General features: G+C 74.0%; 16 protein-coding genes. 7 read left to right on the plus strand and 9 right to left on the minus strand.

What is annotated here, in order from left to right; all coding sequences use genetic code 11:
- Window positions 1-39 precede the first annotated feature (39 nt).
- Window positions 40-2,259, minus strand: a complete 2,220-nt coding sequence (locus K7854_RS16565; protein WP_226027280.1) for an MMPL family transporter — start codon at window positions 2,257-2,259, stop codon at window positions 40-42.
- A gap of 511 nt (window positions 2,260-2,770) precedes the next feature.
- Window positions 2,771-3,067: a hypothetical protein gene (locus tag K7854_RS16570; protein WP_226027281.1), complete on the minus strand. Its 297-nt coding sequence runs from the start codon at window positions 3,065-3,067 to the stop codon at window positions 2,771-2,773.
- 150 nt (window positions 3,068-3,217) lie between these two features.
- Between K7854_RS16570 and K7854_RS16575 the strand changes: the two genes are divergently transcribed.
- Entirely contained in the window at window positions 3,218-4,300 is a 1,083-nt protein-coding gene (locus K7854_RS16575) for a MerR family transcriptional regulator (RefSeq protein WP_226027282.1), read from the plus strand.
- 38 nt (window positions 4,301-4,338) lie between these two features.
- Here K7854_RS16575 and K7854_RS16580 read toward each other — a convergent pair whose 3' ends face one another.
- Both K7854_RS16580 and K7854_RS16585 read right to left on the minus strand, forming a co-directional pair.
- Window positions 4,339-5,439, minus strand: a complete 1,101-nt coding sequence (locus tag K7854_RS16580) for a winged helix DNA-binding domain-containing protein (RefSeq protein ID WP_226027283.1) — start codon at window positions 5,437-5,439, stop codon at window positions 4,339-4,341.
- Entirely contained in the window at window positions 5,436-5,645 is a 210-nt protein-coding gene (locus K7854_RS16585) for a hypothetical protein (RefSeq protein WP_226027284.1), read from the minus strand. The genes K7854_RS16580 and K7854_RS16585 overlap by 4 nt, the downstream gene beginning before the upstream one ends.
- Window positions 5,646-5,778: 133 nt before the next feature.
- Here K7854_RS16585 and K7854_RS16590 point away from each other — a divergent pair, with 133 nt between their 5' ends.
- The gene (locus tag K7854_RS16590; protein WP_226027285.1) at window positions 5,779-6,774 is read left to right on the plus strand and encodes a helix-turn-helix transcriptional regulator; all 996 of its coding nucleotides are present in this window, start codon (window positions 5,779-5,781) and stop codon (window positions 6,772-6,774) included.
- Between the two features lie 21 nt (window positions 6,775-6,795).
- On the opposite strand, the gene K7854_RS16595 is transcribed toward K7854_RS16590, so the two are convergent.
- The 4 genes from K7854_RS16595 to K7854_RS16610 all read right to left on the minus strand — a co-directional run bounded on the left by K7854_RS16595 (window position 6,796) and on the right by K7854_RS16610 (window position 13,485).
- Window positions 6,796-8,007: a Cmx/CmrA family chloramphenicol efflux MFS transporter gene (locus K7854_RS16595; RefSeq protein WP_226027298.1), complete on the minus strand. Its 1,212-nt coding sequence runs from the start codon at window positions 8,005-8,007 to the stop codon at window positions 6,796-6,798.
- 99 nt (window positions 8,008-8,106) lie between these two features.
- Window positions 8,107-10,401, minus strand: coding sequence for an FdhF/YdeP family oxidoreductase (locus K7854_RS16600; RefSeq protein WP_226027286.1), 2,295 nt, complete (start codon window positions 10,399-10,401; stop codon window positions 8,107-8,109).
- Window positions 10,402-10,456: 55 nt separating this feature from the next.
- Entirely contained in the window at window positions 10,457-10,975 is a 519-nt protein-coding gene (locus K7854_RS16605; protein WP_226027287.1) for an SRPBCC family protein, read from the minus strand.
- On the minus strand, window positions 10,972-13,485 hold the full coding sequence (locus tag K7854_RS16610) for an ATP-dependent Clp protease ATP-binding subunit (RefSeq protein WP_226027288.1): 2,514 nt from the start codon (window positions 13,483-13,485) through the stop codon (window positions 10,972-10,974). The genes K7854_RS16605 and K7854_RS16610 overlap by 4 nt, the downstream gene beginning before the upstream one ends.
- Before the next feature lie 125 nt (window positions 13,486-13,610).
- Here K7854_RS16610 and ligA point away from each other — a divergent pair, with 125 nt between their 5' ends.
- From ligA to K7854_RS16635, 5 genes are all read left to right on the plus strand, one after another.
- Window positions 13,611-15,701, plus strand: coding sequence for an NAD-dependent DNA ligase LigA (gene ligA, locus K7854_RS16615; protein ID WP_226027289.1), 2,091 nt, complete (start codon window positions 13,611-13,613; stop codon window positions 15,699-15,701).
- 154 nt (window positions 15,702-15,855) lie between these two features.
- Window positions 15,856-16,971: a serine hydrolase domain-containing protein gene (locus tag K7854_RS16620; protein WP_226027290.1), complete on the plus strand. Its 1,116-nt coding sequence runs from the start codon at window positions 15,856-15,858 to the stop codon at window positions 16,969-16,971.
- A 67-nt stretch (window positions 16,972-17,038) separates the two neighbouring features.
- On the plus strand, window positions 17,039-18,253 hold the full coding sequence (locus tag K7854_RS16625) for an MFS transporter (protein ID WP_226027291.1): 1,215 nt from the start codon (window positions 17,039-17,041) through the stop codon (window positions 18,251-18,253).
- Between the two features lie 65 nt (window positions 18,254-18,318).
- A complete protein-coding gene (locus tag K7854_RS16630) occupies window positions 18,319-18,900 on the plus strand; it encodes a sugar O-acetyltransferase (protein ID WP_226027292.1) in 582 nt (193 codons plus the stop codon).
- A 10-nt stretch (window positions 18,901-18,910) separates the two neighbouring features.
- The gene (locus K7854_RS16635; RefSeq protein WP_226027293.1) at window positions 18,911-19,486 is read left to right on the plus strand and encodes a TetR/AcrR family transcriptional regulator; all 576 of its coding nucleotides are present in this window, start codon (window positions 18,911-18,913) and stop codon (window positions 19,484-19,486) included.
- 48 nt (window positions 19,487-19,534) lie between these two features.
- Here the strand turns inward: K7854_RS16635 and K7854_RS16640 are convergent.
- Window positions 19,535-20,749: YeeE/YedE family protein (locus K7854_RS16640; RefSeq protein ID WP_226027294.1), on the minus strand; the 1,215-nt coding region annotated here is incomplete at its 5' end.

A 20,749-nucleotide genomic window follows, 5' to 3' on the forward strand; every position in this document is an offset into this window, starting at 1 on the left:
GGGGTCCAGGTCACCGGGGCGCGTGCGGTGTGGCGGGGGTCAGACTCCGGCCGTCTCCGGCTCACGGGTGGGCTCCGGGGGCGCGGCGGTGTCGCCGAGCTCCCGGTGGAGCTTCTCGCCCTCGACGTCGACGTTGGGCAGGATGCGGTCCAGCCACTTGGGCAGCCACCAGGCCTTGCTGCCGAGCAGGGCGAGCACCGCGGGCACGATCGCCATGCGGACCACGAAGGCGTCGAAGAGGACCGCGATCGCGAGGCCGAAGCCCATCATCTTGATCATGGCGTCGTTCTCCAGGATGAAGCCGGAGAAGACGCTGATCATGATGATCGCGGCCGCCGCGACGACCCGGCCGCCGTGGGTGAAGCCGGTGGTGACGGACTCGGCGGCGGACTGTCCGTGGACGTAGGCCTCCCGCATGCGGGTGACGAGGAAGACCTCGTAGTCCATGGCCAGGCCGAAGACCACGCCGATCATGAAGATCGGCATCATCGACATGATCGGGCCCGGCTGGTCCACGCCGAACACGTCGGCGAGCCAGCCCCACTGGAAGACCGCGACCACCGCGCCGAGCGCCGCGGCCACCGAGAGCAGGAAGCCCAGGGCCGCCTTCAACGGGACGAGGACCGAGCGGAACACCAGCATCAGGAGCAGGAAGGCGAGCCCGACGACCAGCGCCAGGTACGGGATCAGCGCGTCGTCGAGGGTCTGCGAGAAGTCGATCGTCATCGCGGTCGCGCCGGTGACCAGCATGGTCGCGCCGGTGTCGGCCTTGATGTCGCCGGACAGCGAGCGGATGTCGTGCACCAGCGATTCGGTGGCGGTGTCGCTGGGGCCGGTCTTGGGCACCACGGTGAGGACGGCGGTGTCGCCCTCCTCGTTGAAGCTGGCCGGGGTGACCGCCGCGGCCTTCCCCAGTCCGGTGATCTTCTCGCCCACGGTCTCGGCGGCGGCCTTCGGGTCGTCGGCGTCGCGCGCGTCGACGGCGATCATGAACGGGCCGTTGAATCCGGCCCCGAAGGACTCGGACAGCATGTCGTAGGCCTTGCGCTGGGTGGTGTCGGGGGCGGAGCTGCCCTCGTCGGGCAGGCCCAGCTCCATGCCGGCGGCCGGCACGGCGATCACACCGAGGCCGAGCACCGCGGTCAGCAGGACGGTGACGGGGCGCCGCTGTACGAAGCGGGCCCAGCGGGTGCCGAGCTTCGGCTTGCCGGCGGCGGCCCGCGCCCCGGCGGGCGCCTTGCGGTCCTTGCGGCTGAGGGCCTTCCGGCCGGCGAAACCGAGCAGCGCCGGGGTGAGGGTGAGGGCGATCAGCACGGCGATGCCGACGGTGCCGGCGGCGGCCAGACCCATCTTGGTGAGGATCGGGATGTTGACGATCGCGAGACCCGCGAGGGCCACGACGACGGTCAGTCCGGCGAAGACGACCGCGGAGCCCGCGGTGCCGACCGCTCGTCCGGCGGCCTCCTCGGGCGCGCGGCCCTCGGCTATCTCCGCCCGGTAGCGGGAGACGATGAACAAGGCGTAGTCGATGGCGACCGCGAGGCCGATCATCATGGCGAGGGTGGAGGTCGTGGCGGACAGCTCCAGGGTGCTGCCGAGCGCCCCGATGGCCGAGATGCCGATGCCGACGCCGATGATCGCCGAGAGCAGCGGCATGCCCGCCGCGACCAGGGAGCCGAAGGTCAGCAGGAGCACGACCGCGGCGACGCCGATGCCGATCAGTTCGGCGGTGCCGCCCATCTCCTGCTCGGCCACGACCGCGTCGCCGCCGGTCTCGACGGTGTACCCGCCCTCGCGGGCGGTGTCGGTGGCGGCGGTGAGCGAGTCGCGGGCCTCGTCGGTCAGCTCCATCGCGTTGACCTTGTAGGTCACCGATGCGTACGCGGTGGTGCCGTCCTTGCTGACGGCGTTCGCCTTGAACGGGTCGTCCACCGAGGCGACCTGGGGACCGGCCTTCAGGTCGGCGACCAGATCCTCGACCCGGTCCTTGCCGGCTCCGTCGGATATCTTCGCGCCCTCGGGAGCGCGGATCACGACGCGGGCCGTGGCGCCCTCGGCACTGGCGGCCGGGAACTGCTCGTCGAGCAGGTCGAACGCCTTCTGGGACTCGGTGCCGGGCATGGAGAAGGAGTCTTCGGGCGGGGCGGGCGCGACGGACGAGGCCGCGCCGGCGCCCACGAGTATCGCCACCCACAGCAGGGCGACGAGGCCGCGGCGCCGGAACGCCCTCCGGCCGAGTCGATAGAGAAACGTAGCCACCTTTTGGACCAATCCGTCGGGTTACGGGCAGGACGAAGACCCGGCACATGGGGGGAAGGCGGACGCGCTGACCGGGGTACCCATCCATGCTCGCCCGGGGTTCTCGGCGTTTGATCCGACCCTGGGTCTGGACTGGCGTACTGCGTCGGGTGTAGTGGGGTGCCGCTTCCCTCTCCCCCGGGTGTAGATCACGAAGATGGGTGTACGCCGCATATCGTTGCCGCGGGCAGCCGACGTCTCTCAGCCGGTGACGGCGGCGGCGTTGCCGCCCGCACCGCAGCGCAGGGTCCAGGACGGGGTGGAGCGGGTCCCGTTCTCGTGGATCCGGACGTCGACCTGGTCGGCGGGCAGGCCGCCCGGGACCTCGGCGTGGGCCGCGGTGCGGACCAGCTGGTGACGGCGGCGACGTCCAGTCCGCCGGTGCTGACCTGCACGGGGACGACGACGTCGACGGCGCCCGCGCTGGTGGTGGCGGTGAGCCGTCCGTCGATCTCGGGCGCCACGTGGGCGGTCAGCCCGCGCTCGCGCTCGGCCGCGGTGGGGCCGTCCAGGGGAGGTCGGGGGCCTGCTGGGGGGCGAGCGGCGCGTCCGTGCGCCGGATGACGGAGCGGGAGCCGCAGGGACCGGCGCCGGCCTCGGCGGTGGTCACCAGGGCGTCGATGTCGGGGCGAGGACCGGTCCGGTTCCGGGCCCGCTGGGCGAAGGGCCGCACCGGGGCGGTGGCCCTGGTCGCCGCCTTTGCCGCGCTGGCCGCGCTGTGGGCGGCCGTCCCCCAGCCGAGAACCGGGGAGGGCTCGGTCGACGTCACACGCCTCGTGCCGGGCGACGGCTGACGGCCCCGGGGCGGCCGGCGGCAGGGCGCGGCCGACCGGCGGGACGGCTGTTGACCTTCACCTTGGGGCAGGCCGCAGCATCGGTGGCACCGGGCGACGCGCCCGGTACGAGGAGGAGTGGGCACGTGGGTACGGAGCTGCTGACCATCGGGGCGTTCGCGAAGGCGTCCCGGCTGTCGCCGAAGGCGCTGCGCCTCTACGACGAGCTGGGTCTGCTGCCGCCCGCCCGCGTCGACCCGGTCACCGGCTACCGCCGCTACGCCCCGGAACAGGTGGAGCGGGCCCGGCTCGTGGCCTGGCTGCGGCGCCTGGGGATGCCGCTGGTCCGCATCCGCCACGTGTGCTCGCTGGACGCGGGCGCGGCGGCCGAGGAGGTCCGCGCCTTCTGGGCGCGGGCCGAGGCCGAGACCGCCGCCCGACGCGATCTGGCCGCCTTCCTCGTCGACCACCTCGCCCGGAAGGACCCCGCCATGTCACCCACCGCCCCTGCCCTGAGCATGCGTTATGCCGCCGCCTCCGACACCGGTCTGGTCCGCGAGAGCAACCAGGACACCGCCTACGCGGGCTCCCGCCTGCTGGCCGTCGCCGACGGCTTCGGCGCGGACGGGGCCCCGGCGAGCGCCGCCGCCGTCGCGTCGCTGCGGCGGCTGGAGAGCGACGGCGTCCCGGCGGACGGCCTCCTCAACGTCCTCGCGGACGCCGTGGAGGAGGCCGAGCGGGCCGTGTACGACGCCGTGGCCGCCGGCTCCGCCGCGCAGGAGGCCGGTACGACCCTCACCGCGATGCTCTGGACGGGGTCGCAGCTGGGCCTCGTCCACGTCGGCGACTCGCGGGTGTATCTGTTGCGCGACGGGGAGCTGTTCCAGATCACGCACGACCACACGGTCGTGCAGTCGATGGTCGACGAGGGCCGCATCACGCCTGAGGAGGCCGCCTCCCACCCCCAGCGGTCGCTGCTGGTGCGGGCCCTGGGCCCGGGCGCCGACGCCACCGCCGAGATGCGGTTGCAGGAGGTCCGGCCCGGGGACCGCTACCTGCTCTGCTCCGACGGCCTGTCGACGGTGGTGCCGAGCGACGGGATCCGCCGGGTGCTCGCCGCCCCGGGGGAGCCGGGGCGGGCCGTCCGCGAGCTGGTGGCACTCGCCAACGGCTCCGGCGGTCCCGACAACGTCAGCTGCGTCGTCGCGGACGTCGTGCCCGGCGTGTGACACCCCCGGCGCCCCGTCCCGCCCGGGTCGCCCGCCGCTCAGGGCGGTGCCGCCCCGACCTCGGCCCGTTCGCTGGCGCCCTCGGACAGGAAGGAGGCGAGGGCCCGTCCCTCCTCGGCGACCTCGGCGCGCTCCGGCCGGGTGAGCCGGCGCAGCGGGGTGACGGTCACCGTGTCGTCCTGGACGGTCCAGGTCGCGGAGACCCGGCCGTCGACGAGGACGACACGGGCACCGGTGACCGACAGGCCGCGGTGCGCGTCGTCGATGACGCGGCCGCGGTCCTGGTAGCCGAGGACCGCGTTGTCGAAGGCCGGCAGGAAGCGCACGGGAGCGGGGGTGTCCGGGTCGGGCCGCGGCGCGTCGGGCAGGTCGAGCAGCTCCCGGCCCCGCTCGTCGCGGAAGGCGACCAGTTCCCCGCGCACCGCCGCGACCGCGGCCGGCAGCCCCGCGAGCCCGCACCAGGCGCGCAGGTCCGCGGATGCGGCGGGCCCGAACGCGGCCAGGTAGCGCCGTACGAGTGCCGCGCCGACCGGATCGGTGCCCGGCGCGGCCGGCGGGTCGACCGTCCGGCCCAGCCAGTCCTCGACCGGGGCGTTGCGCACCCCGGCCCTGGTGCGCCAGAGCCCGCGCGGCGGCAGTTGCACCGTCGGGATCAGCGCGGCGACCAGCATCTCCCCGAGCGGCCGCGGTCCCACGTCCGGCCACTGCCCGGCCACGGCCCGCGCGAGTTCGCCCATGGAGCGGGGCTCGCCGTCGGCCAGGACCGCCCGGCCCGCCGCCGCGAGTGCGTCGAGGTCGACCCCTTCGAGCTCGCGACGGTAGGTGCCCAGGACGCGTCCGCGCAGCATGGCGTCGTGGCGCGACCGCCAGGCCAGTACGTCGTCGGCGGTGACGAGGTGGACGGTGCGGCGCATCAGGTGGGTGCGCACCACCCGGCGCCCGGTCAGCAGGTCGTCGAGCGCCCGCGGTGCGAAGTCCCGCAGCCGCGACCACAGTCCGACGAACGGTTCCTGCGGCTCCTGCGCCTGCATGCCGCCGAGGTGCGCGACGGCGTCCAGGACCGGGCGCTCCGCGCGGTCGAGCAGCAACTGCCGGGCGAGTGCGGCCCGGTTCAGCGACCGGGCGTCGAGCACGTTCACGCGTGGTCCCCGCTCACGCCGTCCAGGCCCCGGGCGGTGCCGGACCGGTCCCGCGGTATGTCGCACGGGGGTGCCCACGCGGCCCCGGGCGGCCGCAGGCCGGACGGCACCGGGGCCGGGTCCCCGACGGACACCGGCCGGTGGAAGGTGCGGGGGTCGCGGGCGTCGCCGCGGAAGTCGAGGTGGGTCACGGCTGTGGCGGTCACACCGGGGCTCCTTGCCGTCGGGGCGGGGCGGCCCGCGGCGCGGGCCGCGCGGGGCCTGGTCCGGCCCCGCGGTGACCACTGTGCTTCGGATGGCGGTCAGATCCTGACCGCCATGTGCGGAAGCATTGCGGTCATGCAGAACACCTCGGCCCGGCTGCTTTCCCTGCTCTCGCTGCTCCAGGCGCGCCGGGACTGGCCCGGTGCGGTGCTGGCCGAGCGGCTGGGCGTCAGCCCGCGCACCCTGCGCCGCGACGTCGACCGGCTCCGCGAGCTGGGTTACCCCGTCCGGGCGGTGATGGGCCCGGACGGCGGGTACCGCCTGGACGCCGGGACGCGGTTGCCCCCGTTGCTCTTCGACGACGAGCAGGCGGTCGCCCTCGCCGTGGCGCTGCGCACCGCGGCCGGCACCGGCGCCGGGATCGAGGACGGCGCGGCACGGGCGCTGGCGACCCTGCGCCAGGTCATGCCCGCCCGGCTGCGGCACCGGATCGACGCCCTCCAGGTCACCGCCGTCGCAGGGTCCGCGCCCCGGCCGCAGCCGCAGGCGGACACCGGCGTCCTGATGGCGCTCAGCGCCGCCGTCCAGGCCCGGGAGGTGCTGCGCTTCGACCACATCCCGGCCCGCCCGGCGGACACCGGTCCCGGGGCCGCGCCGCCCCCGCGCCGGGTGGAGCCGCACCACCTCGTCACCCGGGGCGGGCGCTGGTACCTGGTGGGCTGGGACCTGGACCGTGAGGACTGGCGGGTCTTCCGTGCCGACCGGGTCGTGCCGCGCACGCCCACCGGCCCCCGCTTCACGCCGAGGGAACTGCCCGGCAAGGACGTGGCCGCCTTCCTGACCGGCAGGTTCCGCGGCTCCGCCGGCTCAGCGGACTGGCCCTGCCGCGGGTCGGCCGTACTCCACCTGCCCGCCTCCGCGGTGTCCCCGCACGCCGCCGACGGGACCGTCGAGGAACTGGGTCCCGACCGCTGCCGGCTCAGCACGGGCTCCTGGTCGTGGTCCTCGCTCGCCGCCGCCTTCTGCGTCTTCGGCACCGAGGTCGAGGCCGTCGGCCCGCCCGCGCTCGCGGAGGCGTTCGCCGCGCTGGCGGACCGCTGCGCGAGGGCCGCCGCACCGCGCGCCCGGTGAGCGCCGGGGCGACGGCCGCGGTCACACCCGCTGGGTGCGGTCCGCCCTCGCCGGGTCGGGGATCCTGCCGCCGCCCGTCACGACGCGCGAGCGGCTGTGCAGCCGCAGGGAGACGGCGACGAAGCCGATGGCGACCAGGGTCATCGCCCCGCCCGCCCAGGCGGTGGCCTCGTACCCGAGGCCGGCGTCGATCACCGTGCCGCCCAGCCAGGGGCCGCCGGTGTTGCCCAGGTTGAACGCGGCGGTCGTCGTCGCGCCCGCGAGGGTGGGCGCGGCACCGGCGACGTTGAACATGCGCGCGTTGAGCGCGGGCGCGGTGTAGAACGCGGAGACGCCGAGCAGCAGCGACAGGACGATGACGACGGCGGGGCTGGAGGCGAACAGCGCGAGGGCGGCCAGCAGCACCGTCGACGCGGTGATGCCGGAGAGCAGGACGCCGAACAGGTGCGCGTCGGCGACCCGGCCGCCGATCGTCGTGCCGATCAGTGCGCCGACGCCGAACAGCGCCAGTACGGTCGGCACCCAGCCGTCCGCGAGGCCCGCCACGTCGGTGAGCAGCGGGGCGAGGTAGGAGAAGGCGCAGAAGACGCCGCCGGCGGCGAGTGCGGTCACGACGATGGACAGCCACACCTGGCGGTCCCGGTAGATCGCCAGCTCGCCGCGGAGCCGGGGGCGCCGCTCGGGCAGCGGGATGCGGGGGATCAGGGTCACCACGCCGACGAGCGCGACGGCGGAGGCGCCGCCCACGGCCCAGAACGCGGACCGCCAGCCCAGGTGCTCGCCGAGGAAGGCGCCCGCCGGGACGCCGAGGACGTTGGCGATGGACAGTCCGCCGATCATCACGGCCATCGCGCGGGCCCGTGCGGTCACCGGCACCATGGCGATGGCCACGGCCGCGCCCACGGCCCAGAAGCCGGCGCAGGCGAGGGCGCTGACGACCCGTGAGACGAACAGGATCTCGTAACTCGTCGCGAGCGCACCCGCGACCTGGCCGACGCCGAACACCGAGATCAGCGCGACCAGCGTGGTCTTGCGGGGCAGGCGCAGGGTCGCGACGGCGAGCAGCGGGGCGCCGACCACCATGCCGATCGCGAACGCCGATATCAGCAGCCCGGCTCGCGGGATCGAGACGTCCATGTCGTCGGCGATGGGCGGCAGGAGTCCAGAGAGCATGAACTCGCTGGTGCCGAGCGCGAAGACGGACAGGCCGAGGATGTAGACGGCGAGCGGCATGCGTCCGGCCTGAGGCCGTGGGGAAGAGTCGGGCATGACAGGTGTCAACGGGGCCCCGCCGTGCGCCATTCCCGCGGCGGGGCCCGTCTCACAATGCGGTTAGGGCACCGAGCGTTCCAGCCGGACCAGGATGCCTTTCGAGGTGGGCTGGTTGCTGATGTCGGCGACGCTGTCCAGCGGGACCAGGACCTGTGTCTCCGGGTAGTACGCGGCGGCGGAGCCGCGGGCCGTGGGGTAGGGGACCACTTCGAAGCCCTCGGCGCGCCGCTCGGTGTCGTCGTGCCAGACGCCGACGACGTCGACGCGGTCCCCCGCGGTCAGGGACAGGGCGCTCAGGTCCGCCGGGTTGACCATGACCACCCGGCGGCTGCCGTGGATGCCCCGGTAGCGGTCGTTGAGCGTGTAGGGGATGGTGTTCCACTGGTCGTGGGAGCGCAGCGTCTGCAGCAGCAGGTGGCCCTCGGGGACGTCGGGCGTGCGCCAGGTGTTGCGGGTGAACATGGCCTTGCCGGTGGCGGTGCGGTACACGCCCTCGTTGACGGGGTTGGGCAGCCGGATGCCGCCGGGGCGGGCCACGCGCCGGTTGAAGTCGTGCAGGCCCGGCACGATCCGGGCGATCCGGTCGCGGATGGCGCTGTAGTCGGCCTCGAACTCCTCCCAGGGCACGTGCCCCGGGCCCGCGCCGAGGGTGCGGCGGGCGAGCCGGCACAGGATGGCGACCTCGCTGAGCAGCAGCGGGGAGGCCGGCTTGAGCCGTCCCCGGGAGGTGTGCACCTCGCTCATCGAGTTCTCCACCGTGACGAACTGCTCGCCGCCCGCCTGCTGGTCGCGCTCGGTCCGGCCGAGGGTGGGCAGGATCAGCGCGGTCCGTCCGCAGACGGTGTGGGACCCGTTGAGCTTGGTGGAGACGTGGGCGGTCAGGCGGCAGCTGCGCATGGCCTCCTCGGTGACGGCGCTGTCGGGGGCGGCCCGGACGAAGTTGCCCGCGACGCCGAGGAAGACCTTGATCCGGCCCTCGCGCATCGCCTTGATCGAGTTCACCGAGTCCAGGCCGTGGGCGCGCGGCGGTTCGAAGCCGAACTCGTCGCGCAGCGCGTCCAGGAAGGAGTCCGGCATCTGCTCCCAGATGCCCATCGTGCGGTCGCCCTGGACGTTGCTGTGGCCGCGCACCGGGCAGGCGCCTGCTCCGGCCCGGCCGAGGTTGCCGCGCAGCAGCAGGAAGTTGACGATCTCCCGGATGGTGGGCACGCCGTGCTTGTGCTGGGTGACGCCCATCGCCCAGCAGACGATGACGCGTTCGCTGCCGAGGACCTCGTCGCGGACCCGCTCGATCTCCTCGCGGGTCAGACCGGTGGTGGCGACCACGTCGTCCCAGGAGACCTGCCGGGCATGGGCGGCGAACTCCTCGAAGCCGCTGGTGCTGTCCCGGATGAACGCGTGGTCGAGGACCGTGCCGGGACGGGCGTCCTCGGCCTCCAGGAGCAGCCGGTTCAGCGCCTGGAACAGGGCGAGGTCGCCGCCGGGGCGGATGTGCAGGAAGCGGTCGGCGATCCGGACGCCCTGGCCGATCACGCCGCGTGCCTTCTGCGGGTTCTTGAACCTGAGCAGCCCCGCTTCCGGGAGCGGGTTGACGGCGACGATGCGGGCGCCGTTGCGCTTGGCCTGCTCCAGCGCGGACAGCTGCCGCGGGTGGTTGGTGCCCGGGTTCTGTCCCACCAGGAAGATCAGGTCGGCGTGGTGGAGGTCGTCGAGGCTGACGGTGCCCTTGCCGGTGCCGAGGGTCTCGTGCAGGGCGAAGCCGCTCGACTCGTGGCACATGTTGCTGCAGTCGGGCAGGTTGTTGGTGCCGAACGCCCGGGCGAAGAGCTGCAGGACGAAGGCGGCCTCGTTGCTGACCCGGCCGGAGGTGTAGAAGACCGCCTCGTCGGGGCTCTCCAGCGCCTTCAGTTCCCCGGCGAGCAGGTCCAGGGCGTCGCGCCAGCTGATCGGCTCGTAGTGGTCGGAGCCGGGCCGCTTGACCATCGGCTCGGTGAGGCGCCCCTGCTGGTTCAGCCACAGGTCGGAGCGCCCGGCGAGGTCGGAGACGGAGTGCTCGCGGAAGAAGTCGGCGGTGATCCGCCGGGTGGTCGCCTCGTCGTTGATGTGCTTGGCGCCGTTCTCGCAGTACTCGTTGCGGTGCCGGTGACCGGGGGCGGGGTCCGCCCAGGCGCACCCCGGGCAGTCGATCCCGTCCACCTGGTTCATGGTCAGCAGGTCCACCGCGGTTTCCTTCGGTGACGTCTGCGCCAGGGAGTACTCCAGTGCGTGCACCACCGCGGGCACGCCCGCGGCCCAGGTCTTGGGCGGGGTGACGGTCAGGTCGTCCCGGGGTTCGTCCCTGGGCGGCTTCTTCATCGGCGGATCGCCTTTCGTTTCGCTGTGGTTCGGGGTACGGGGCCGGCAGGCCCTCTCAGCCCACGGGCCAGACCGCGACCCGGCTGCGCGGCGGCTCCGGCTCCCCGGGCCGCACCTGGCCGCCCCGGATGGTCCCCCGCCAGGCGCCGCTCGCCTCGCCGTGCCCTTCGATGTACGCCTTGAAGTGCGCGAGTTCGTGCCGCAGGAGACGTCCGGGCGCGCCGGGGACCGCGGTGAGTACGCCGGTGAGTCCGCGTCCTGTGGCCGACAGCCGCACGGTCACCGACGTGCGCTCCTGCTCGACGGGCCGGAACGTCACCTCGCCCCGGTGCCCGTGGCGCTGCCCGAGGCTGCGCCAGGTCAGGTGCGAGTCGGGCACCTGGTCCACGATCTCGGTGGCGAACTCCCGGCGGAGGGGGCCGAGTCCGACGACCCACCGGGTCACGGCGGGCCTGAGCTGTTCGACCCGCTTGACGGTGGTCATGAACCGCGGGAAGCACTCGAACTGGGTCCACTGGTCGTACGCGGTGCGCACCGGTACGTCGATCTCGATCGTTTCCTCGACGGTGTTCATGTGCCGCTCGCCTCCGCGGGTCGTGCGGTGCCGGACTTTTCGACCGTGCAGTGCAGGGAGTCGTCCACCACGTCGGCGACGATCGTGTCGCCCGGGTCGGCCTCGCCGCCGAGCAGCAGGTCGGCGACGCGGTTGTCGAGTTCGGCCTGGATGGTGCGCCGCAGCGGTCGGGCGCCGAACTCCGGCTGGTGGCCGTGGGCGATCAGCAGCTTCTTGGCCGCCTCGGTGACCTTCAGCGTCATGCCCTGGGCGTGCACCCGCCGTTCGCTCTGGGCCAGCAGGTGGTCCACGATCCGCGAGAGGTCGTCCTCGGTGAGGCCGTGGAAGATGATGATCTCGTCGATGCGGTTGAGGAACTCGGGCAGGAACCGCCCCCGCAGCTCCTGCATCAGCTCGTCCTTGAGGTCGGACACGTCGCCCTTGTGGTCGAGGATGCGGTGGGCGCCGATGTTGGAGGTCATGATGACCACGCAGTGCCGGAAGTCGACGGTGCGGCCCTGTCCGTCGGTGAGGCGGCCGTCGTCGAGGATCTGCAGCAGGGTGTTGAAGACGTCGGGGTGGGCCTTCTCCACCTCGTCGAACAGCACCACGCTGTAGGGCTGGCGGCGGACCTTCTCGGTGAGCTGCCCGGCCTCCTCGTAGCCGACGTATCCGGGGGGTGCGCCGACGAGCCGGGCGACCGTGTGCTTCTCCTGGAACTCGCTCATGTCGAAGCGGACCATGCGGTTCTCCTCGCCGAACAGCAGCTCGGCGAGGGTCTTGGCCAGCTCGGTCTTGCCGACGCCGGTGGGGCCGAGGAAGAGGAAGGAGCCCACGGGGCGGTCGGGGTCGCCCATGCCGGCCCGGTTGCGGCGCACGGCCCGCGAGACGGCGGTGACCGCCTCGTCCTGGCCGACGATCCGGGCGTGCATCTCCTCCTCCAGCCTGAGCAGCCGCTCCTTCTCCCCGGCGGTCAGCTGGGAGACCGGGATGCCGGTGCGGCGGGAGATCACGTCCGCGATGTCCTCGGCGGTGACCGAGACGACGCCCTCGCGGCGCTCCTCGATGCCGGCGAGTTCGCCCTCCGCCTCGGCGATCTCGTGCTTCAGCTCGCCCGCGCGGGCGTAGTCCTCGGCGGCGACGGCCTGCTCCTGCTCCCGGCGGAGCCGGGCGATGCGGTCCTCGCGGCTGACCACCTCGGTGGAGCGGCTCGCGCTGCGCAGCCGTACCCGGGCGCCCGCCTGGTCCATGACGTCGATCGCCTTGTCGGGCAGGAAGCGGTCGCTGACGTAGCGGTCGGACAGTTCCGCCGCCGCGGTCAGCGCGCCGTCGGCGAAGCGGACCTGGTGGTGCGCCTCGTAGGCGTCGCGCAGGCCCTCCAGGATCTGGACCGTCTCCTCGACCGACGGCTCGGGGACCATCACGGGCTGGAAGCGGCGTTCGAGGGCCGCGTCCTTCTCGACGTACTTGCGGTACTCGTCGATGGTCGTCGCGCCCACCACGTGCAGTTCACCGCGGGCGAGGGCGGGCTTGAGCATGTTGCCGGCGTCCATGGAGCCCTCGCCGGTGGCCCCGGCGCCGACGACGGTGTGCAGTTCGTCGATGAACAGGATGATGTCGCCGCGGGCCTGCTGGACGTCCTCGATGACCTTCTTGAGCCGCTCCTCGAACTGGCCCCGGTACTGTGCGCCCGCCACCATGCCGGACAGGTCGAGGGCGACCACCCTCTTGTCCTTCAGCGTGTTCGGGACCTCGCCGGCCACGATGCGCTGGGCCAGTCCCTCGACGATGGCGGTCTTGCCGACGCCGGGCTCGCCGATCAGCACGGGGTTGTTCTTGGAGCGCCGGGAGAGGATCTCGACGGTCTGCTCGATCTCCTCGGCGCGGCCGACGACGGGGTCGAGTTTCCCGGCCTTCGCCTCCTCGGTCAGGTCCCGTCCGTACTCGTCGAGCGTGGTGGCGGGCTTTCCGGCGCCGTCCCCCGCCGTGCCGCCCGAGCGGGCGGCCTGCTCGGTGAGCCCCTCCAGCTTGCCGATGTCCTGCCCCTCCGCGCCCAGCAGCCGGGCCGCGCCCGTGTCGCCGTCCGCGAGCAGCGCGCCGAGGATGTGCTCGGGGCCGATGTAGGAGACGCCGGACGCCCGGGAGCGGGCGTAGGCGGTGGCGAGGGTGCGTTTGGCTGCCGGGGTGAGGCCCGGCTCGGCGGACGGCTCGCCCGCCTCGCGGGGCAGGACCTCGGCGATCTGGCCCGCGAGCGCGTCGGGGTCGGCGCCCGCCCGGGCCAGCAGTCCCCGCGCGGGCTCGACCTTCGTGGCCGCCCACAGCAGGTGCTCGGTGTCCAGGTCGGAGGTGCCGTCCTCCAGCGCCCGCCGGGCCGCCAGGTTGAGGAGTTCCTGGGAGGACTCGGTCAGCATCCGGCCGATCGGCACCCGCTGCACCGCCGGGGGCGAGGACGCGGGCGAGGTGCCGAAGAACCGGTTGAACAGATCACTGAACGGATCGGACGCACCGAATCCGAACGACGACATCGACATGACAGCTCCTGGGGCGGTGGCGAGTCGGTTCCACCGAAACCCCATGTGGGTCCCTCCGCAAGCGGAGCGGCCGCCGAGCGGTGGGCGGGGACCCGTTGTCAGTGGTGGGCGGCATGATCGGGGCCATGACTACTCCTGCAGCAGTGATCGTCGACGCCGCCGCCTACGCCCGGGCGGTCGAGGACGCCGCGAGCGCGGCCGCCGCCTACTACGCGGGCGGCTCCTCGCCGATGGACGACGACGCCTACGACCGGCTGGCGAGAGGGATCGCCGCGTGGGAGGCCGAGCATCCCGACGAGGTGCTGCCCGACTCCCCCACCGGCAAGGTCGCGGGCGGCGCGGCCGAGGGGGACGTGCCGCACACGGTGCCGATGCTCAGCCTGGACAACGTGTTCTCGCCGGAGGAGTTCACCGCCTGGACGGCGTCCCTGGCCCGGCGCATCGGCCGCGAGGCCGCCCGGTTCGCCGTCGGCCCCAAGCTGGACGGTCTCGCGGTCGCCGCCCGCTACCACGAGGGCCGCCTGACCCGGCTGATCACCCGGGGCGACGGCACGGCCGGTGAGGACGTCTCACACGCCATCGGCACCGTGCAGGGGCTGCCCGAGACGCTGGCCGAGCCGGTGACCGTCGAGGTGCGCGGCGAGATCCTGATGACGACGGCCCAGTTCGAGCACGCCAACGAGGTGCGCGTCCGGCACGGTGGGCAGCCCTTCGCCAACCCGCGCAACGCGGCCGCGGGGACCCTGCGCGCCAAGGAGCGCGCCTATACGGTGCCGATGACGTTCTTCGGCTACGGCCTGCTGGCCCTGCCCGGCACCGGCACGGCGCTGGCCGAACGGCTCGACGAGTCGCCGTACAGCGAGCTGATGTCGACGGCGGCCGGGCTCGGCGTGCACACCAGCGCCGCCACCGCGGTACCGGACGTGGTCGTCGAGACGCCCGAGCAGGTGGTGCGAAGGGTCCAGGAGATCGCCGCGCTCCGCGCCGGGCTGCCGTTCGGCATCGACGGGATCGTGATCAAGGCGGACCTCGCCGCCGACCGGCGGGCCGCCGGGTCGGGCTCGCGGGCGCCGCGATGGGCCGTCGCGTACAAGCTCCCGGCCGTCGAGAAGATCACCCGGCTGCTCGCCGTGGAGTGGAACGTCGGCCGGACCGGCATCGTCGCCCCGCGCGGCGTCCTGGAGCCGGTGGTCATCGAGGGCTCCACGATCACCTACGCCACACTGCACAATCCGGCCGACATCACCCGGCGCGGCCTGCGGCTGGGCGACCACGTGATGGTGCACCGCGCCGGTGACGTCATCCCGCGCATCGAGGCTCCGGTGGCACATCTGCGGACGGGCGAGGAGCAGCCCATCGTGTTCCCCGAGGCGTGTCCGCGCTGCGGCTCGGACATCGACACGAGCGAGGAGCGGTGGCGGTGCGCGCAGGGCCGCAACTGCCACCTGGTCGCCTCCCTCGCCTACGCCGCCGGGCGCGACCAGCTCGACATCGAGGGCCTGGGCACCACCCGTGTGGTCCAGCTCGTCGAGGCGGGTCTCGTCGGTGACTTGGCCGACCTCTTCCTGCTCCGGCGCGAGCAGCTGCTGGCCCTGGAGCGGATGGGCGAGACCAGCACCGACAACCTGCTCGCCGCGCTCGCCCGGGCCAAGGAGCAGCCGCTGTCCCGGGTGCTGTGCGCGCTGGGCGTGCGCGGCACCGGCCGGTCCATGTCCCGGCGCATCGCCCGGTACTTCGCCACCATGGACGGCATACGCGCCGCCGACGCCGACGCCATGCAGCGGGTCGACGGCATCGGCGCGGAGAAGGCGCCCTCCGTCGTCGCGGAGATCGCCGAACTCGCCCCGCTCATCGACAAGCTCGCCGCCGCAGGTGTCAACATGACCGAGCCCGGCGCGACCCCGCCCCCGCCCGCCGACGCGGACGGCGAGGACGGCACGCCGGCCGAGGCACCTGGGGACGGCGGACCGCTGGCGGGCATGAAGGTGGTCGTCACCGGCGCGATGACCGGCCGTCTGGAAAGCCTCAGCCGCAACGAGATGAACGAACTCGTCGAGCGGGCCGGCGGACGCTCCTCCTCCAGCGTCTCCAAGAACACGACACTCGTCGTCGCGGGTGAGGGAGCGGGCTCGAAGCGGGCCAAGGCGGAGCAGCTCGGCGTCCGGCTGGCCACCCCCGAGGAGTTCGCCGCGCTCGTCGCCGACCTGCTCGGCTGAGGCCGACGGCGCGGGCGCCCAGGGGTGTTGGTGACACCCCCGGCCCGGGGGCCTGTCCCACTGATCTTCCTTCCGGGCGCTGGCAGGGTCGTCGGTGAACGGACGACACCGTCCGCCCGCCACCGTCGGGCGGCCACGAAGAGGGGGAAGACCCATGCACCGCAAGCGCCTCGCCGCCGCCGTCCTGCTCGCCGCCGCGCTCACCGGGGCCCTCGCGCCCGCGGCGGCGGCCCACCCGGGCCGCCCCGACCGCCCCGACGCGGTGCAGCGTCAACTGGACCTGCTCACCGCACGCGACGGCGTGCCGGGCGCGCTCGCGTACGACGGCCGCACGACCCGCACCTCCGGTGTCGCGGACCTGGACTCGGGCCGCCCGATGACCGACGAGCGGGGCCGGTTCCGGCTCGCCAGCGACACCAAGGCGTTCACCGCGACCGCGGTGATGCGGCTGGTCGCGGACGGCCGCCTGGGCCTGGACGACCGCGCGGGCGCCTACGTGCCCCAGCTGGCCGACAGCCCCATCACCGTACGGCAGTTGCTGAAGCAGACCAGCGGGCTGCCGGAGTACTCGGCGCTGGTGGACTGGACCCGGCCGGGGACGACCGAGGACTACCTGGCCCTCGCGCTCGACGCCGAGCCGGACTTCGAGCCCGGCACCGACTGGGGCTACTCCAACACCAACTACCTGGTCCTCGGCATGGTGATCGACGAGGTGTCCGGGGTCGGCTTCCGCACGTACGTGGAGCGCACCGTCCTGCGCCCGCTGCACCTGGACGACACCTACTGGCCCGCGCCCGGCGAGCTGGACCTTCGCGGCCCGCGCGCCCGGAACTACGGCGTGCACCCCGCGCACCCGCAGGACGGGCGGGTGGACGTGACCGAGCTGCCGGGTTACGAGTTCGGCGCGTCCGGCGGCCTCGTGTCCACCCCCGTCGACCTGAACGCCTTCTGGGACGGCCTGTTCGGCGGCCGGCTGCTGCCCGGCTGGGCGGTGCGCCTGATGACGCGGGACACCACCGACGTCGGCGGCCGCGACGTCTACCCGGCGGGCAGCCGCTACGGGTACGGCCTCGCGTCGATCCCGCTGAGCTGCGGCGGCGTCTACTGGGGCCACGGCGGGGACCTGCCCGGCGGTTCGGTGGGCGGCGGCCGGGCCACGGGCGGCCGGGGCACCGTGACCGTCTACACCACGACCTGGGCGGCCGAGGGCGACAGCCTGCGTCACCTCCAGGGCGCCGTGGACGCGGCCCTGTGCGCCAAGGGGCGCTGAAGGCCCTCCTCCGGCCGGGGCGATCGGGAGTGTACGTTCGTACACCTCGCCGGGTAGGCTCCCGCGCATGACTGTTGACGTACTGCGCCGGCCCGCCCTGGCCGATCGGCGGGCTCGGCTGGCCGTCGCCGTGCTGTTCTTCACCAACGGGGCCCTGTTCGCCAACCTGCTGCCGAGGTATCCGCAGATCAAGGCGGACCTCGGCATCGGGAACGCCGCCTACGGACTGGCCGTGGCGGCGTTCCCGGCGGGCGCCATCACCGCCGGGCTGGCGGCCGGGATCCTGGTGCGCCGCTTCGGTTCGGCGCGGGTGGCGGTCGGCGGCACGCTGCTGACCGGGGCGGGCATCCTCGCCGCCGGACTCGCGGACTCGGTCGTGGTGTTCGCGGGGGCGCTGTTCCTGGCCGGGGCGATGGACGCGTTCACCGATGTCGCGCAGAACGCCCACGGTCTGCGGGTGCAGCGCCGTTACGGACGCTCCATCATCAACTTCTTCCACGCCATCTGGTCCATCGGTGCGGTCACCGGCGGGTCCATGGCCGCTGCGGCGATCGCGCTCGGCGTCGCGCGCGGTCCGCACCTGCTCTTCTCCGCCGCGGTGTTCGCGGTCGCGGCGTGCGTCGCCCTGCGCTACTGCCTGCCGGGCCCGGAGACCGACACCGAACCGGCCGCGGAGACCGGCGCCGAGGACTCCGCGCCGTCACCGGTCCGGACCCGGGCGGCCGGCCTGCGCACCGGCTGGGTGCTGGCCGCCCTCGTCCTCATCGCCACGGCCGGCACCCTCGTCGAGGACGCGGGCATGTCCTGGGCCACCCTCTACCTCGCCGACTCGCTGCACGCGACGGCGGCGCTGGCCGCTTCCGGGTACGTCGCCCTGGTCGGCGCGCAGTTCGTCGGCCGGATCGTGGGCGACCGGCTCGTGGACCGCTTCGGCCAGCGCACGGTGGCCCGCTCCGGCGCCCTGATCGCCGCGGTCGGCATGGGCCTGGCGCTGGCCGTGCCGACGGTTCCGGGCACGGTGCTCGGCTTCGCCGCGGCCGGGTTCGGGGTGGCGACGCTGGTACCGGCGGCCATGCACGAGGCCGACGAACTCCCCGGTCTCAAGCCCGGGTCGGGGCTGACCCTGGTCTCCTGGCTGATGCGGCTCGGGTTCCTGCTCTCCCCGCCGGTGGTGGGGCTGGTCGCCGACGCGACGAGCCTGCGGGTGGGGCTGCTGGTGGTGCCGCTCGCGGGGCTCCTCGTCCTGCTGTGCGCCGGAGTGCTCCAGCCCCGCCGACGCTGAGCCGCGCCGCACGACACGAACCGGGGAGTGTACGTTCGTACGCTTCCAGGGGTACGATCGGCCGCATGCCGACGGACCACTTCGCGGGCGACTCCCGCACCAACCTCGAACGCATGCAGGCGGGCGACCTCTACATCGCCGACGACCCGGAGATCGCCCGCAGGCAGCAGCAGGCCGTGCGGCTGGCCGCCCGCTACCAGGCCGCCTACGCCGAGGACGCGGAGGCGGCGCGGCCCCTCCTGGCCGAACTGCTCGGCTCGCTGGGGGCCGAGGCGCATGTGCGTCCGCCGCTGTACGTCGACTACGGCAGCAACATCACCATCGGCGCGCGCACCTTCGTCAACTACAACCTGACGGCGCTGGACGTCGCGGCGATCACCATCGGCGAGGACTGCCAGATCGGGCCGAACGTCCAGCTGCTGACCCCGACGCACCCGCTGGAGCCGGGGCCCCGGCGGGACAAGCTGGAGGCCGCCCGCCCGATCGTCATCGGCGACAACGTCTGGCTGGGCGGCGGCGCGATCGTGCTGCCGGGCGTGACCATCGGGGACAACTCCGTCATCGGCGCCGGTGCGGTCGTCACCAAGGACGTGCCGGCGAACGTCGTGGCCGTCGGCAACCCTGCCCGGCCGGTGCGGAACGTGTAAGTCTGCTCCCATGGCAACCGGACACACGGACCCGCAGCGGCGGGAGCGCATCCTCGCGGCCACCCTCGACCTGATCGCCGAGGAGGGCATCGCCCGCGTCTCCCACCGGAGGATCGCGCAGCGCGCGGGGGTACCGCTCGGCTCGATGACGTACCACTTCAGCGGCATCGAGCAGCTGCTGCGGGAGGCGTTCGGCCGGTTCACCGACCACATCGTCGCGGTCTTCGACGAGCACCTCGGCGCCGCCGCCGACCGCGACGAGGCCTGCCAGGCGGTGGCCGACCTGGTGCACGAGCTGTCCGAGGACAGCCAGCGCGACCTGGTGCTCACCCAGGAGCTGTACACGCTCGCCGCGCGGCAGCCGGCCTACCGGGAGCTGACCCACGAGTGGATGCGCCGCAGCCGCGTCCACCTGGAGAAGCACTTCGACCCGGACACGGCCCGCCAGCTCGACGCCCTCATCGAGGGCCTGACGCTGCACCGTGCCCTGGCCAGGGAGCCGCACGGGCGCGCCCTCACCCTGGAGGCCATCGCCCGGGTCACCACCACCGACCGGCGCGCGCCCGAGGCGAGCGACACCCCCTAGCGGCCCGTGCGGCGCGGGCCTGACCCCCGCGCCGCACGGGCGTCCCCGTCAGCAGACGCCGTCGCCCGGCTTGGGGTTGCCCAGGCCGAACAGCGGTCGCAGCCTGAGGCCCACCCAGGTGCCGGCCAGCGCGCAGGCGCCCCACAGCCAGCCGCTGAGGCTGCCCGAGGCGATGCCCGCCAGGTAGGCGCCGATGTTGCAGCCGCCGGCCAGCCGGGCGCCGACGCCCATCAGCACCCCGCCGAGCACGGCCGCGACGGCGGTGCGCCAGGGGATGCCCCGGTGCAGTGCCCAGGTGCCGCCGAGCGAGGCGGCGACGGCGGCGCCGATCATGATGCCGATGTCGGTGAGGCTGGTCTTGTCGGCGAGCACCGGACCGGCCAGCATCTCGGCGTTGCCGGGCCGCTGCCACCAGGTCCAGTTCTCCGGGTGGCCGCCGAGCGCGCCGACCAGTTCCGAGCCCCACAGGCTGAACGCGCTGGTGACGCCCCAGGCACCGCCGGAGACCAGCAGGACGCCCGCGCCCAGCACGGCCAGCGCGAGGGCGCCGGCGGCCAGCGGCCAGGAGCCGCGGACGGCACGGACTGCGGCCCGGCGCGCCGAGGGCACGGCGCCCAGCGGCGGCGGGTTGCGGCGGGCCTGGATCCACCGGCTGACCAGCACCACGAGCAGCAGTGCGGCGATGGTCACGGCCCAGGAGCCGAACCAGCCGATGTGCTCGGACAGCACGACGGGCTCCCAGGCGGGCAGGTCCTTCCACAGGTCGAACTGCCAGGCGGCCAGCGTGGCGCCCGCCACGAAGCCGCCCAGGGTCAGCACGATCGACGTCTGTCCCGAGCCGACCGCGAAGAGGGTGCCCGAGGCGCAGGCGCCGCCGAGCTGCATGCCGATCGCGAAGAGCGCCGAACCGGCGAACAGGCCGACGCCGATCGGCCCGGCGGACGGTGCGGGCTGGGAGCCGAACAGTCCGGTCCCGGTGCCGATGACGAGGGCGAACAGGGTGGCCGTGGTGCCCAGCAGCAGGGCGTGTGCCCGCAGCCCGGTGCCGTTGCCGACGGCGACGAGCTGGCGCCAGGCGGAGGTGAAGCCGAACCGGGAGTGGAAGAGGGCGACGCCGAGGCCGAGGCCGAGCAGGAGCAGCACGCCCGGCTTGGCACCGTGCGCGGACCAGACGTACGCGGTCAGGGCGGCGGCGAGCAGCGCGGACACGGCGAGCGGGGTCCGCCGTACCGGCGGCAGGGGCGGGGCCTCGGGCCGGGCCGA

Source organism: Streptomyces hyderabadensis, assembly GCF_020404845.1.
Classification (GTDB): Bacteria; Actinomycetota; Actinomycetes; order Streptomycetales; family Streptomycetaceae; genus Streptomyces; species Streptomyces hyderabadensis.

Excerpts from the sequence above, each read along its gene's own strand:
- ligA (WP_226027289.1), top strand. The coding sequence starts at position 13,611 with ATGACTACTCCTGCAGCAGTGATCGTCGACGCCGCCGCCTACGCCCGG.
- K7854_RS16610 (WP_226027288.1), bottom strand. The coding sequence starts at position 13,485 with ATGTCGATGTCGTCGTTCGGATTCGGTGCGTCCGATCCGTTCAGTGAT.
- K7854_RS16600 (WP_226027286.1), bottom strand. The coding sequence starts at position 10,401 with ATGAAGAAGCCGCCCAGGGACGAACCCCGGGACGACCTGACCGTCACC.
- K7854_RS16635 (WP_226027293.1), top strand. The coding sequence starts at position 18,911 with ATGGCAACCGGACACACGGACCCGCAGCGGCGGGAGCGCATCCTCGCG.
- K7854_RS16625 (WP_226027291.1), top strand. The coding sequence starts at position 17,039 with ATGACTGTTGACGTACTGCGCCGGCCCGCCCTGGCCGATCGGCGGGCT.
- K7854_RS16590 (WP_226027285.1), top strand. The coding sequence starts at position 5,779 with ATGCAGAACACCTCGGCCCGGCTGCTTTCCCTGCTCTCGCTGCTCCAG.
- K7854_RS16605 (WP_226027287.1), bottom strand. The coding sequence starts at position 10,975 with ATGAACACCGTCGAGGAAACGATCGAGATCGACGTACCGGTGCGCACC.
- K7854_RS16595 (WP_226027298.1), bottom strand. The coding sequence starts at position 8,007 with ATGCCGCTCGCCGTCTACATCCTCGGCCTGTCCGTCTTCGCGCTCGGC.
- K7854_RS16620 (WP_226027290.1), top strand. The coding sequence starts at position 15,856 with ATGCACCGCAAGCGCCTCGCCGCCGCCGTCCTGCTCGCCGCCGCGCTC.
- K7854_RS16630 (WP_226027292.1), top strand. The coding sequence starts at position 18,319 with ATGCCGACGGACCACTTCGCGGGCGACTCCCGCACCAACCTCGAACGC.